The 14597-nt window shown below is 72.5% G+C and carries 10 protein-coding genes; 4 read left to right on the forward strand and 6 right to left on the reverse strand.

Going from position 1 to position 14597, the window contains the following annotated elements; all coding sequences use genetic code 11:
• The first annotated feature begins 23 nt into the window (after positions 1 to 23).
• On the forward strand, positions 24 to 2612 hold the full coding sequence (locus ACZ62B_RS19645) for a bifunctional FO biosynthesis protein CofGH (RefSeq protein WP_468881133.1): 2589 nt from the start codon (positions 24 to 26) through the stop codon (positions 2610 to 2612).
• 126 nt (positions 2613 to 2738) lie between these two features.
• Entirely contained in the window at positions 2739 to 3302 is a 564-nt protein-coding gene (locus tag ACZ62B_RS19650) for a hypothetical protein (RefSeq protein ID WP_344555215.1), read from the forward strand.
• A gap of 42 nt (positions 3303 to 3344) precedes the next feature.
• On the opposite strand, the gene ACZ62B_RS19655 is transcribed toward ACZ62B_RS19650, so the two are convergent.
• The 3 genes from ACZ62B_RS19655 to ACZ62B_RS19665 are packed head-to-tail and all read right to left on the reverse strand — an operon-like array spanning position 3345 to position 4707.
• Complete coding sequence (locus ACZ62B_RS19655) at positions 3345 to 3698, reverse strand: hypothetical protein (protein WP_344555213.1); 354 nt, start codon at positions 3696 to 3698, stop codon at positions 3345 to 3347.
• Entirely contained in the window at positions 3695 to 4156 is a 462-nt protein-coding gene (locus tag ACZ62B_RS19660; RefSeq protein ID WP_344555212.1) for a prevent-host-death family protein, read from the reverse strand. The genes ACZ62B_RS19655 and ACZ62B_RS19660 overlap by 4 nt, the downstream gene beginning before the upstream one ends.
• Before the next feature lie 32 nt (positions 4157 to 4188).
• Entirely contained in the window at positions 4189 to 4707 is a 519-nt protein-coding gene (locus ACZ62B_RS19665; protein ID WP_344555211.1) for a DUF2165 domain-containing protein, read from the reverse strand.
• Positions 4708 to 4816: 109 nt separating this feature from the next.
• Here ACZ62B_RS19665 and ACZ62B_RS19670 point away from each other — a divergent pair, with 109 nt between their 5' ends.
• Positions 4817 to 7354, forward strand: coding sequence for a tetratricopeptide repeat protein (locus ACZ62B_RS19670; protein ID WP_469691630.1), 2538 nt, complete (start codon positions 4817 to 4819; stop codon positions 7352 to 7354).
• A gap of 139 nt (positions 7355 to 7493) precedes the next feature.
• Positions 7494 to 8612 carry an ADP-ribosylglycohydrolase family protein gene (locus tag ACZ62B_RS19675; RefSeq protein ID WP_344555208.1) on the forward strand — a complete coding sequence of 373 codons (1119 nt, stop codon included), beginning with the start codon at positions 7494 to 7496 and terminating at the stop codon, positions 8610 to 8612.
• Positions 8613 to 8728: 116 nt separating this feature from the next.
• Here ACZ62B_RS19675 and ACZ62B_RS19680 read toward each other — a convergent pair whose 3' ends face one another.
• The 3 genes from ACZ62B_RS19680 to ACZ62B_RS19690 all read right to left on the reverse strand — a co-directional run.
• Positions 8729 to 10285 carry a sodium:solute symporter family protein gene (locus ACZ62B_RS19680; protein WP_344555207.1) on the reverse strand — a complete coding sequence of 519 codons (1557 nt, stop codon included), beginning with the start codon at positions 10283 to 10285 and terminating at the stop codon, positions 8729 to 8731.
• 219 nt (positions 10286 to 10504) lie between these two features.
• The gene (locus tag ACZ62B_RS19685) at positions 10505 to 12382 is read right to left on the reverse strand and encodes an MFS transporter (RefSeq protein WP_469691380.1); all 1878 of its coding nucleotides are present in this window, start codon (positions 12380 to 12382) and stop codon (positions 10505 to 10507) included.
• A gap of 121 nt (positions 12383 to 12503) precedes the next feature.
• Positions 12504 to 14597, reverse strand: a 2094-nt coding sequence (locus ACZ62B_RS19690; protein ID WP_469691382.1) for a D-alanyl-D-alanine carboxypeptidase, incomplete at its 5' end; no start/stop codon positions are given.

Consider the following 14597-nt stretch of genomic DNA (forward strand, 5'->3'; position numbering starts at 1 on the left):
CACGCCGAACGTATGCTCAAAGGATGACGACTTCCGCGACCACCGGAACCGGCGGCCCCACCGAGAACTCCCTGCGGCGCGCCCTCAGACGCGCCCGGGACGGCGTCTCCCTGGACGTCTCCGAGGCGGCGGTCCTGCTCCAGGCGCGCGGTGAGCACCTTCAGGACCTGTCCGCGTCGGCCGCCCGGGTGCGGGACGCGGGGCTCCGGGCGGCGGGGCGGCCCGGTGTCATCACGTACTCGAAGAGCGTCTTCGTCCCGCTGACCCGGCTGTGCCGGGACAAGTGCCACTACTGCACGTTCGTCACCGTGCCCGGCAAGCTGCGCCGGGCCGGGCACGGGATGTTCATGTCGCCGGACGAGGTGCTGGACATCGCCCGCAAGGGTGCCGCGCTCGGTTGCAAGGAAGCCCTCATCACCCTCGGCGACAAGCCCGAGGACCGCTGGCCGGAGGCGCGCGAGTGGCTCGACGCGCACGGCTACGACGACACGATCGCGTACGTCCGCGCGATCTCCATCCGGATCCTGGAGGAGACGGGACTCCTCCCGCACCTCAACCCGGGCGTCATGACCTGGACCGACTTCCAGCGGCTCAAGCCGGTCGCGCCGTCGATGGGCATGATGCTGGAGACCACCGCGACCCGTCTGTGGTCCGAGCCCGGCGGCCCGCACCACGGCTCCCCGGACAAGGAACCGGCCGTACGGCTGCGGGTCCTGGAGGACGCGGGCCGCTCCTCGGTCCCCTTCACGTCCGGGATCCTCATCGGCATCGGGGAGACGTACGAGGAGCGCGCCCAGTCGCTGTTCGCGCTCCGCAAGATCTCCCGTGCCCACCACGGCATCCAGGAACTGATCATCCAGAACTTCCGCGCCAAGCCGGACACCGCGATGCGCGGCATGCCGGACGCGGAACTCGACGAACTGGTCGCCACGGTCGCCGTCGCCCGGCTCGTCCTCGGCCCGTCCGCCTGCCTCCAGGCGCCGCCGAACCTGGTCGACTCCGAGTACGGGCGGCTGATCGCGGCCGGGATCGACGACTGGGGCGGGGTCTCCCCGCTGACCATCGACCACGTCAACCCCGAGCGGCCGTGGCCGCAGATCGAGGAACTGGCCGAAAGGTCCCGGGCCGTCGGCTTCGAGCTGCGCGAACGCCTCTGCGTGTACCCCGAGTTCGTGCGGCGCGGCGAGCCGTGGCTGGACCCGCGGCTGCGCCCGCACGTGGCCGCGCTCGCCGACCCGGAGACGGGTCTGGCCCGTGCGGACGCCGTGGTCGAAGGCCGGCCGTGGCAGGAGCCGGACGAGGCGTTCACCGCGACCGGCCGCACCGATCTGCACCGCACCATCGACACCGAGGGCCGCACCGGCGACCGCCGTGAGGACTTCGACGAGGTCTACGGCGACTGGGACGCCCTGCGCGAGGCCGCCGCCCCCGGCATGGTCCCCGAGCGCATCGACACCGACGTCCGCGCGGCCCTGCGCACGGCCGCCGACGACCCGACGAAGCTGACCGACGCGGAGGCGCTGGCGCTGCTGCACGCCGACGGTCCCGCGCTGGACGCGCTGTGCCGGGTCGCGGACGACGTCCGCAAGTCGGTGGTCGGCGACGACGTGACGTACATCGTCACCCGCAACATCAACTTCACCAACGTCTGTTACACCGGCTGCCGCTTCTGCGCCTTCGCGCAGCGCCGCACCGACGCGGACGCGTACACGCTCTCGCTCGACCAGGTCGCCGACCGCGCCCAACAGGCCTGGGACGTGGGCGCGGTGGAGGTCTGCATGCAGGGCGGCATCCATCCCGACCTGCCCGGCACGGCGTACTTCGACATCGCGAAGGCGGTGAAGGAACGCGTCCCCGGCATGCACGTGCACGCCTTCTCCCCGATGGAGGTCGTCAACGGCGCGACCCGCACCGGCATGTCCATCCGTGAATGGCTCACGGCGGCGAAGGAAGCCGGCCTGGACACCGTCCCCGGCACGGCCGCCGAGATCCTCGACGACGAGGTCCGCTGGATCCTGACCAAGGGCAAACTCCCGGCGGCGACCTGGACCGAGGTGATCACCACCGCCCACGAGCTGGGCATCCGCTCCTCCTCGACGATGATGTACGGCCATGTCGACCAGCCCCGCCACTGGCTGGGCCACCTGCGCACCCTGGCCGGCATCCAGCAACGGACCGGCGGCTTCACGGAGTTCGTGACCCTCCCCTTCGTGCACACCAACGCCCCCGTCTACCTGGCCGGCATCGCCCGCCCGGGACCGACGGTCCGCGACAACCGCGCGGTCACCGCGATGGCCCGTCTCCTGCTCCACCCGCACATCCCCAACATCCAGACGAGCTGGGTGAAGCTGGGTGCGGAGGGCGCGGCGGAGATGCTGCGCTCCGGCGCGAACGATCTCGGCGGCACGCTGATGGAGGAGACGATCTCGCGGATGGCGGGCTCGTCGTACGGTTCCTACAAGTCGGTCAAGGACCTGATCGCGGTCGCGGAGGCCGCCGGCCGCCCGGCGAAGCCCCGTACGACCCTGTACGGCGAGGTGCCGGAGGAGCGCCGTCGTGCGGCGGAGGCGTCGGACGGACACCTTCCGGAGCTGCTGCCGGTACTGGACTGAGACGGACCGGGGAAGCGCGGGTACTGGCAGTAGGATGATCCGACCCGCGTTCGATCGGGACCCGCGGCCTTCGGACCGGAGCCCGCGGCCTTCGATCGGGACCCGTAGCTGAGGAGATGCGTACCGGTGCCTGCCCGTCTTCCCTCGTGGGCCTGGGTGACCGGGCTGACCACGGGGGCGATCGCCGCGGTGGTGGTCCTGGCCGTCCAGGCGGACCAGGGGACGAAGCCCGTCGCCGCCACGACCCGGCCGAGCGCGTCGGCGACGGCGGACGCGAAACCGTCCGCGAAGCCGGAGGAGAGGAAACCGGCGGTCCCGGCCGACTCGGGCGCCGGCCGCCGGATCGTCTACTCCCTCGGCGAGAAGCGGGTCTGGCTGGTCGACGCCAGCGACACCCCCCGCCGCTCCTTCGCGGTCTGGCCGGGCACGGTCGCCCCGGACCCCGGCACGTACACGATCGGCAAGCGCACCCCGGCCACCACCGGCAGCGACGGCGTCCCGGTCGAGCACATCATGTACTTCGCCCAGAAGTCCGGCGTCTTCATCGCCTTCTCCAACGCGGTCGACGGCTCCTCGCCCCCGCCCGCCGAACCGGACGCGCAGACGGGCGGCATCCGCATCACCAAACCCGACGGCAAGGCCCTGTGGACCTTCGGCTCGGCGGGCACGACGGTCCGGGTCGTCGAGTAGCCGCGTCGGAGGGCGAAACACCGGTCGCGACAACGTGCGTGGCTACTCGGTGTCCTTCGGGTGGCGAGTGGACGCGTACACGAAATGAACCGTGTGGCGCGCCTCGTCGACGAGGTAGCGGACGCGGCCGCCCGCTGTCACCTCGTACTCCCACTGAGGGTATTCCCGGCCTCCGAGGACGGCCCTGGCCAGCCGGCCGCGGAGCGGGTGCTGACGGTCGAGGTCCGCTCGGGACAGGGGATCACGGCGCAGAGCGTCGAAGCAGCGGCGTGTGTTGCCCGGAGCCTCCGCGCCCAGTTCGCCCCACCCCTTTGCTGCCTCGTTGCTCGCGAACCGCAGGCGCCATTCACCGTCCATGGGCGGCGGAGCGACGTCATCACCGCGCTTCGGGCTCACGGTGCCGTCACCTCGCCGTGGTCCTCGTCGGGCCATGGGCGAGTGAGCTGTGCCGTGAGCTCGGGATCGGCGAGGATGCGGGCCGTCGCGCGCCATTCGACGACGAGGCGATGAAGATTGCCGTGGACGTCCAGCTGGGCCGCGTCGTGCGTGGCGTCGATGAGTTCGGTCACGAACTCCTGCGACTCCTCGGCATTCAAGTGGCGGACCCACGGGAAGACCGACGGCAGCGCGCGCAGTATGGCCCGCTCGCCGGCGTCACTGCGCACGAGGGCGGCCAGGAGACGGGCGGTGATGTCCGCCGTCTCCTCGCGCTGCTGGTCATGGCGGGCGGTGGTCAGGTAGAGGTCCTCGCCGTCCCGACGCGTGACGTGCACGCGCTGCGTCCGGTCGAGTGTCTCGGCGACCCGCTTCGAATTCTTCGAGAGCTCGGAAAAGGCAACCGTGGGAGTGGACACGACTCGACGGTACTTCGGAATGTGTTCCGAAGTCAATCGGGGCGGTGACCGGATCGCCCGCCCTGCTGGACCGGCAGGTGGTTGACCAGCAGGACCACGCCGCTGAGGACGAAGACGCGCAGGGCCGCGTCCAGGCCGTTCCAGTCCTCCGACTGCCACATCGCGAACCACTCGCCGCCGATCGCCATGAAGCCCGCGCCGAACAGGAGCATGACCATCAGCAGGCCGTAGGTGGAGACGCGGCGGGCGCGCGCGTGGTCGGGGCGGGTCCAGAGCCAGGTGCCGTAGGCCAGGACCAGCGCGGCGGCCGTCTCCCAGACGATGATCGCGACGTACGCGGCGTCCTGCACGCCCTCGTTCGTGATCGCGCGCCACATCAGGTCGTCGTCCTTGAACGTGGTGTCCATGGCGAGGACATGCCGTACGAAGTCCTGGTTCGTCCCGAAGTCCGTGATGTTCCCGAAGGCGACCAGCGCCATGTAGAGGGCGACGGAGGCGGTGAGGAGGGTGGCGGTGAGGGGCAGTGCGCCGCGTGGGGTTGTGGTGGGCATGGCGGTTCCATTCCCCGTACGGCAGCCCGTACCCCGGGGAGTTGAGCCAGAATGAGGTCGGTCGGGACACGGGCGAGGGGACGTACGAGTGGCGCAGGCACGGCTGTCCATGCAGCAGATCGCCCAACGGCGCAGACGCGCCGGACTCGTCGCCCGCGATGCCGAACGCGAGCTGTTCCGCGGGAACTTCGACCTCCCGCCCGAGGACGAACGGCACCGCTTCCTGTTCCACGTGCACGGCGACGCGGGCGTCGGCAAGACCTTCCTGGTCCGGGAGTTCGAGCAGATCGCCCGGGAACGAGGGGCGCTGACCGCGTACGTCGACGAGAGCGCGGGCAGCGTGCCCGAGGTGCTGGCCGCGGTGTGCCGTCAGGCCGCCGACCAGGGGCACCGCTTCAAGGAGCTGGACAAGCTCCTGCTCGCGCACCACGAACGGCGCCACGAGGCGGAGCTCGCCGCCCTCGCCGCCCTGGACCCGGCCCCGGAGGCAGGACCGTCGGCGGGCAGCATGGCGGTCGCCCGTGCGGGACTGGCCGGGCTCGGACTGATCCCGGGCGTCGGTGCCTTCACCGGGGCCGTCGATCCGGGCCAGCTCGCCCAGGGAGCCGACCGGTTGCGGACCGCCCTCGGCGCGCGGTTCCGCAGCCACGAGGACGTGCGGCTCGTCCTCTCCCCGGAGAGCGTCCTCACCCCGGTGCTGACGAAGGAGCTCGCCGACGCCGCCTCCGCGGTCCCGTGGATCGTGCTGTTCTTCGACACCTACGAGCGGACCGGTCCGTTCCTCGACGGCTGGCTGCACGACGTCATGACGACCGGCCGGCACGGCGCCCTGCCCGCCACCGTGGTCGTCGTGACCGCGGGCCAGCGCCCCTTCGACACCGCTCTCTGGGGCGGCTTCGCGGATTTCGTGACCGCGGTGCCGCTCGAATCGTTCACCGACGCGGAGGCGCGTGCCCTGCTCGCCGACCGGGGCGTCACGGCGGAGCCGGTCGTCACCGAGGTCCTGCGGCTCACCGGCGGCCTTCCGGTCCTGGTCTCCACCCTCGCCGAGACCCGCCCCACCGGGCCCGACGACGTCCACGACCCGAGCGCGACGGCGCTGGAACGGTTCCTGAAGTGGGAGCGGGAACCCGCGCGCAGGGCCGCCGCGGTCTGGGGCGCGCTGCCGCGCTGGCTGGACGCGGACGTGTTCCGGGCGGCGGCCGGCTGCCCGGAGGAGCAGCGCGACGAACTGTACGACTGGCTGACCGGGCTGGCGTTCACCGACGAACGCGCGGCCCGGCTGCGCTACCACGACGTCGTACGCGCCCCGATGCTGCGGTGGCAGCGCACCCGCTCCCCGCGCGAATGGGCGGACCGGCACCGGCACCTGGCGGTGACGTTCCGCCGGTGGCGTGAGGAGAGCGAGGCCGGGCGGAGCGCCGGGGAACTGTGGGCGGACGAGGAGTGGCGGGAACTGCGGCTGGCGGAGTCGTACCACCTGCTGTGCGCCCGGGATCCCGGGGCGCCGCGGCTGGTGATCCGGGACCTGGCCGAGGCCTGCGAGCAGAGCGAGGCCGCGGCCGAGCGGTGGGTGCGGCTGCTGGGGGACGCGGGCCGGGACGCGGACCTGGCGATGATGGCCGGCTGGTGGCGGGAGCTGTCCGAGGCGCTCGGGGAGGGCGGCCCGGGAGCCGTACTGGACCGGATGCTGAGCCATGTGCCCGTACCGCCCGCCGATCACCCGGCGGGCGGCGGCCTCACGTCACGGTGGCGTCCTGTGACGCCGCGGCCGGTGTTCCAGGACGACGCCGACCTGCTGGGTGACCCGTGGCCGCGGCCGGACCCCGGGTCCGCCGGCCCGGGGGTACCCGTCACGGGCGTCGACGCGGGGGCCCACGCGGGCGTGGCGGAGGCGCGCGGCGGGAGCGACGAGAGCGGCGAGCCGGCCGTGCCGGGCACGGGTGAGATGGACCTCGGCGCCGCGCTCTCCTCCTCCCTGGCGGCCCGGCTGCACCGGGGCAGAGCCGTCCTGGCCGCCGCCCGGGGCGACTACCCGGCCGCCGTCGCCCAGCTGGGACACGCGGTCCGTCTGGCGCCCCGGGACGCCGGCCTCTTCGCCCTGAGGGGCGAGTACCGCCGCGTCCTGCGCCACCACTCGGCGGCGGTGCGGGACCTGCGCGAGGCCCTCACCCTGGACCCGGGGCACGCCTACGCCTGGGCCTCCCTCGGTGCCACCCGCCTCGCCCTCGGCGCTCCGGCCGCCGCGCTCATCGCCCTGGACCGCGCCCTGGAACTCGAACCGGACTACACCTGGGCGCTGATCCGCCGGGCCCGTGTGTGGCGGGAACTCGGCGAACCCGGACGCCGGCTCGCCGACCTCGACCGTGCCGTCGCCCTGCAGCCCGACTCGCCCTGGGCGCACTGCGAACGCGGCGACGCGCTCCGTACCGCCGGGCGCGACGAGGAGGCGCTCGTCGCGTACGACCTCGCCCTGACCCTCGACCCCGAGTACCGGTCGGCGTACGCGAGCCGGGGCGTGTCCCGCTTCAACCTCGGCCACCCCGCCGAGGCCCTGGCCGACCTGGACCGCGCCCTGGAACTCGACCCCTCCTACACCTGGGCGCGCACCCAGCGCGACACGGTCGTACGACACCGCGACGGCTGAAATCCCCCACCTCGACCACTTCCGATCACTCACTTCACACGCCTCACACCCCGCGTACCGATCTGCCCCCTGAACCGACCGTCCCCGTTCGATTACAGTGCTGGCACCGCACATACGGACGAGGTCCCGGGAGGTCGGGGTGGGCGGTACTGCCGGGCCCGTGTGGGGGCGGCGCGAGCAGCAGGACTTCCGCAGCCGGGTGCGCGGGACGCTGCTCGGGGTCGCCCTCGGGGACGCGCTGGGCGCGCCCGTGGACGCGATGACGGCCGACGGGATACGACAGGCGCACGGCGCGGAGGGACTCACCGGGCTCGCCCCCGCCCACGGCCGACGCGGTGCCGTCACCCACCACACCCAGCTCACCCTCTTCTCCGTGGACGGCCTGATCCGCGCCCAGGTGCGGCGCGACACCGGCGCCTGGCACCCGCCGACCGATCTGCACCGTGCGTACCTGCGCTGGGCCACCACCCAGCGGGACTGGGGCCCGGACGAGCGGCGCGAGGACGACGGCTGGCTGGCGCGCGAGGAGTGGCTGTACGCCCGCCGGGAGCCCGTCCGTACGCTGCTGCTCGGGCTCGGCGACGAGACCATGGGGACGCCGGCGGCGCCCAAGAACCCCGGTGAGGCGGGGCCCGAGGCGGCGGCCCGGTCCGCGCCGTTCGGGCTGCTCGTCGGCTGGGAGCCGCAGCTCGTCGCGCAGCTCGCCGTGGAGTGCGCGGCGCAGACCCACGGTCATCCGGTCGCCTGCCTCGCGGCGGGCGCGTACGCCGCGATCGTGCACGCGCTGGCCCGGGGCGAGAGCCTGGACACGGCGGTGCAGCGGACGCTCGCGCTGCTGGCCGCGCGGCCGGGGCACCAGCCGGTGTCGGACGCGCTCCAGCACGCGCTGGGCGCCGTACGGCAGGGGATGCCCACCCCGCAACGGGTCACCGAGCTGGTCGGCAACGCCACCGCCGAGGGACTGCTCGCCGCCGCCGTGTACTGCGCGCTGGTGGGGGAGGACGTACGGCAGGGGCTGTGCCTGGCCGTGAACCACGACGGGCCCAGTGCCGCCGCCGGGGCGCTGACCGGCGGGCTGCTCGGGGCGCTGCACGGCGAGACGGCCCTCCCGCCGGCCTGGCTGGCCGAGCTGGAGGGCCGCCCCACGATCCTGGAACTCGCCGACGACTTCGCGATGGAGATGACGCAGGGCGCTGCGCTGCACGGGCCCGCGGGGTCTTCGGCGGCCTGGCTGGCGCGGTATCCGCGGGGGGCCTGAGCTGGGGGTTTTCGCGCAGTTCCCCGCGCCCCTGCAGGGGCGCGGGGAACTGCGCGTGGGGGTCTGGGGGCGAAGCCCCCAGGGACGGGAAGGGAAGGGGCGGCGGGGGCGGAGAACTACGCCTGATCCCGCACCGGTGCAGGAGACGGCACCGCTGCCGCGGCAGCCGAGTCGTCGTCGCCGTCCGTGTTCACACGCTCGATGATCGCCATCCGCTCCGGCGTGTCCTCCGGCTTCACGTACCCGATCAGCACGTACAGGACCAGCGAGACCGCCAGCGGGATGGAGACCTGGTACTCCAGCGGCACACCGCCGTCGACGGCCCAGTGGATCGGGTAGTTCACCAGCCAGAAGGCCAGCAGCCCCAGCCCCCAGCTCGTGAGCGCCGCCGTCGGCCCGGAGCGGCGGAACGGCCGCAGCAGACCCAGCATCATCGGGATGGCGATCGGGCCCATCAGCCCGGCCACCCACTTGATGACGACCGTGATGATGTCCTTGAAGGTCGGCGAGTTGACCTGCGTCGCGACGGCCATGGACAGGCCGAGGAAGACCACCGTCGTCACGCGGGCCGCGATCAGCCCCGAGCGGTCGCCCCACAGCCGCGCCCGCTTCGACAGCACCGGCGCCACGTCACGGGTGAAGACGGCCGCGATGGCGTTGGCGTCCGAGGAGCACATGGCCATCGTGTGGGAGAAGAAGCCGACGATGACCAGGCCCAGCAGGCCGTGCGGCAGCAGTTGCTCGGTCATCAGGGCGTAGGAGTCGGAGCCGTCCGCCTTCTGGGACTCCACCAGCAGCGGCGACATCCACATCGGGAAGAACAGGACCACCGGCCAGACCAGCCACAGCACCGCCGACAGCCGCGCCGAGCGCTCCGCCTCGCGGGCGTCGGGGGTGGCCATGTAGCGCTGGGCCTGGTTGAGCATGCCGCCGTTGTACTCGAACAGCTTGATGAACAGGAACGCCAGCAGGAAGACCGTGCCGTACGGTCCGACCAGCGGCTCCCCGTGGCCCTGGAGCTCCGGCTCGTCCCACGCGCCGAAGAACCCGCCGTGGTCGCCGAGTTCGACCACCACCGCGACGAACATCGCGACACCGGCGAGGAGCTGGATGACGAACTGGCCGAGTTCGGTCAGCGCGTCCGCCCACAGGCCGCCGATGGTGCAGTAGACCGCCGTGACGACGCCGGTGATGAGGATGCCCTGGTTGAGCGAGACACCGGTGAACACCGACAGCAGGGTGGCGATGGCCGCCCACTTCGCGCCCACGTCCACGATCTTCAGCAGCATGCCGGACCAGGCCAGCGCCTGCTGCGTCTTCAGGTCGTAGCGGTTCTTCAGGTACTCCAGCGGCGAGGCCACGTGGAGCCGGGAGCGCAGCCGGTTGATCCGCGGGGCGAACAGCTTCGACCCGATGGCGATGCCGAAGGCGATGGGGAACGACCAGGTGACGAAGGACGTGACGCCGTACGTGTACGCGATGCCGGCGTAGCCGGTGAACATCACCGCGCTGTACCCGGACATGTGGTGGGAGATGCCGGAGAGCCACCAGGGCATCTTGCCGCCGGCCGTGAAGAAGTCGCTGACGTTGTCCACGCGCTTGTGGGACCAGATGCCGATACCGACCATCACGGCGAAGTAGCCGATGAGCACCGCCCAGTCGAGACTGTTCATGTCCCCCCTTCCAGGGTCCGCCTTGTGAACTCCACTCAGCTGGTTGGCACTTCGCCTGAGCGGGGTAGGGACGAGGAAGGCCGCGAAGTGCCCGCTCATCGTGGGCGGGGTGGCGCGGGCACGACAAGAAACCGTCGAGTCAAGAGGAAGTAAAAATGTTCGGCTAGCTGACCCTCGTTCATAATCATGAACGAGGCCGGAGGGGCGGGAACTCCGGGATCAGCGCAGCTCGTCCGGGCAGGCGGTGCCCCGCTCCCCCCACTTGTACGGAGCCGCCAGGCGGTACGTCCCTGGCTGGGGCGCGAGCAGCGTCGTCCACTTGTCGCCGTTCTCGTCCTCCTCCGTCTCCATCAGGCAGCCGTGGACGTTCTCGTACGTCCTCGGCTCGCCCTCCGGGCGGTCCTCCGACTCCTCCGTCTCCTGCGGGGGGTCCAGCGCCTTGCCCTCGGAGTCGACGAGGCCCAGCCACGGCGAGTACGGGACACGGATCAGGACCCGGCCCGCCTTCTCCACCCGCAGCGTCCACTCGCCCTGCTCGGCCCGCTCCACGACCGTGTTCGGCTCCGCCAGCGGCGTCGGCTCGTTCACCGCGAAGAGCTGCCAGTTCGCGTCGCCCCAGATCTGGCTCAGATACGGCAGCCCGCGCTGCACCAGCTCCCGCTCCCGCTGGCCGCCGTCACCGTCCGGCTCGTCCTTCGGCAGCACCACGAAGTGCACGCCCCAGCGCTTCAGCCACTCGCGGTAGTTCGCCGAGTTGAGGGTGTCGTCGTAGAAGAGCGGGTTGCGCTCCATGTCGGCCTGCCGGTTCCAGCCCCGGGCCAGATTGACGTACGGGGCGAGGGCGGACGCCTCGCGGTGCGAGCGGGCCGGGACGACCTCCACGCGGCCCCGCTCGGCGCCGACCTCCTGGAGCTCGTTCAGCAGCGGCGCCAGCTCGCGCGCCCAGGACGCCCGCGGCGTGGTGCGCACGACGTCGTCGACCGTCTTGAAGCCGATCCAGCCGGTGAAGCCGACGAAGGCGACGACGATCGCGTACCACTTGAGGGTCTTCGGCACCGTGAACGGCAGCGCCGCCACCAGCACCACCCCGCCGAACAGCATCGCCAGCCGGGTCATGTTCGACCCGATCTGCGAACTGATCAGCCAGACCAGCACGAGCCCCAGCCCGTACACCGCGGCCGTGATCCGTACGGTCCTCCACTCCACGGGGACCAGGACGTACACCAGGACCGAGTACAGCAGCGGCAGGACCACCGAGCCGATGCCCATCGGCTGGGTCCCCGAGAACGGGAACAGCCACGCCGACACCGCCACCACCGCACTGGGCGCGAGACCCAGCGCCCACGCCCCCGGCCGGCGCTTCTGCAGGAACAGCGCCACCGCCACCAGGCCCACGAACAGTCCCGCGACCGGCGAGGCCATCGTCGCCAGCGCCGCCAGCGGGGCCGCGCACAGGGCCTTCGCCCAGCGCTTGTAGCGCCAGCGGTGGGGCCAGCAGAAGACGACGGCGACCGCGCCGAGCGCGAACATCGTGCCCAGCCCGTACGTCACCCGGCCCGAGGCGGCGTTGCACAGCAGCGCGAACACGCCCGCGAGCGCCGCCCACAGGGGGTTGCGCACCGCCCGGCTGCGCATCAGCACCAGCGTCAGCAGGCCCGCCGACACCGTGCCCGCGATCATCATCGTGGTCCGCACCCCGAGGACCGACATCAGGTACGGCGACACCACGCTGTACGACACCGGGTGCATGCCGCCGTACCAGGCGAGGTTGTACGCGGAGTCCGGGTGCCGGCCGACGAACTCGGCCCACGCGTCCTGCGCGGCGAGGTCGCCGCCGCTGTTGGCGAACGTGAAGAACCAGACGATGTGCAGCAGGCCGGCGAGGGCGGTGACGGAGAGCGCCGGGTGCCGCAGCATGCGGGCGCGCACGGCGAGGACGGCGGTCATGAGTCCACCGGGGGTGCCGGAGGCGCCGGGGGCGCCCGGGCCGTCGTCAGGCCCCTCGGGTGTCCGCCGTGTCCCGGCCGACGGTATTCGCGGGCCGGATTCCGGGTCCGGATCGGCGTCGTCGGCGCGTGTCGGCTCCGCTGTGGCCACCTGAAGGCACTCCCCGTGTCCCGTTTCCTTGCCTGTTACCTGCCCGTTTCGTGACGCTAGCACGCAGTCAGGCGGCCGTCGCCCGGGTGGGCGGCGGCCGCCTGACTCGTACGTCCCCGGGTCAGGAGAGACGCGTCAGCCTGTCCGTGAAGCCGGGCTCCACGAGGTCTTCCTGCAGGGCGACCGGCACCTTGACGGCACCGCTCGATCCGTCACCGACGGTGAGCGTGCCCACCTTCGCGCCGGCCTTCGCGGTGTGCGGCAGGTCGTCCCCGGCGAACGTCAGCTTCACCGACAGCCCCGCCCAGCCGACGGCCTTGACGTCCTCGGTGACGGCGACGGGCGTACGGCCGCCGAGACCGTCGTCCACGTACCCGACGACGTCGCCCTTCTTCAGGATCTTCGTCGAGGTCAGCGCCTCCTGGGCGGCGCGCAGCGCGGGCTTGCTGACCTCGTTGACCGTCTTCAGGATCGACGGGCCCTTGTGCTGGCCGAGGATCGCGCCGACGACGATGACCGTCTGACCGTCCACCTCCTTGCGGCCGGCGAAGAGCAGGTTGCCGCCGGCCTTGGTGGTGGAGCCGGTCTTGATGCCGATCGCGCCCATGGTGTAGGGCAGCTCGTTGTAGTTGGTCCAGTACTTCCCGGTCGGGTCCGTCCAGCTGGCCGCGCTGGTGATGGCCACCATGGCCGGGATTCTCATGGCCGCGATGCCGAGCTTCGTCTGGTCCTCGGCGGTGGAGACGGTGGTCGCCTTCAGCCCCGAGGGGTCGGTGTACGTCGTGTCGGTCATCCCGAGCTCCTTGGCGGTGTCGTTCATCTTCTTGACGAACGCCTCCTCGGAGCCCGCGTCCCAGCGCGCCAGCAGACGCGCGATGTTGTTCGCGGAGGGGACCATGACGGCCGACAGCGCCTGCTTCTCGGTGAGGAAGTCGCCGGCCTTGACGGTGTTGAGCGTGGACTCGCCGTCCTTGTCGTAGCCGCCCTCCTCCTCCGCCTTCGCGTCGACCTCGATCTTCGGGCCTTCCTCACCGGGCTTCAGCGGGTGCTCGCGCAGGATGATGTACGCCGTCATGGTCTTGGCGACCGAGCCGATGGCGACCGGCTTCTGCTCACCGAAGTGGTCCATCGTGCCGATGCCGTCGCCACTCATCCAACCCTGGCCCTCGTCCGGCCAGGGCAGCTTCACCTGGTCGCCGTCGAAGGCGTGGGTGTCCTCCGCGGTGAGCACCAGGGCGGGGGCCGGCAGCGGGCGTACGGCCTGCGCGATCGCAAAGACGATCACGAGGAGCACGACCAGCGGCGCCCAGATCTTGATCCGCCGCACGGCCGTCCGCAGCGGGGTCTGCGGGGGCGGCGGGGTGTTGGTCAGCTCGGCCAGCAGGTCCAGCGGCGGCCTGGGCGGCAGCGGCTGCTGGGTGGTCCGCTCGGGACCGACCTGCGGGAGCGAGGTGGTGGGCCCGGTGGGGGCGACGGGAGCGGCGGAGGCGGCGGGCGGCTTGTGCCCACCGAGGTCGTCGTCCCGCTTGAGCGCGACGAACTTGCTGGTCCGCTCGGCCTCGGCGGCGGCCCCGCGGCGCACGTCGCCCAGCTTGAGCATGGTGGTGGGCTGGTCGACGGCGGGCGCGGAGGGCCGCCCGGTCCGGAACACGGCGGTCGGCTGGTCGACGGGGCCCTCGGCCTTCGGCGGCCCGTCCTCGGCGGCGCCGGCCGCCGACGGCCCGTCGTCCCCGGGCTCGTCCTCACCGGGCCGGCCGTCCTCGGTGGCCTCCTGGGCCTTCGCGACCGGCTTCCCGTCACCGCCTCCGGACGAACCCGCCTCGGAGTTCCCCTCGCCCGAACCGGCGGGGGCGGCGGCCTTCGCCGCACCGGCGCCCGGCACGTCGTCCTGCGCGGTGTCCTCGGACCCGTCCTCGCCGGGCGCGTCCGCGCCCTTTCCGGTGCCCTCGGCTTCGTCCTCGTCGCCCGCGGCGGCGGCCTCGGGAGCGTCCGTGTCCGTCCCGGCGTTCCCGGGCTCCTCCTCGGCGCGGGACGCGTCGCCCGCGGCCCCGGGAGCGTCCGTGTCCGTCCCGGCGCTCTCGGACCCGTCCTGGTCGCGGGAGGCGCCGACCGCGGGCTTCGGCGCGCCCGTGCCGGTCCCGGCGGCGGCGTGCGCGGCGCTCTCGGGCTCGTCCTGGCCGTGGGAGACGTCCGCCCCACCCCGCGACTCCCCGGC

Source organism: Streptomyces sp. NPDC053426, assembly GCF_055585405.1.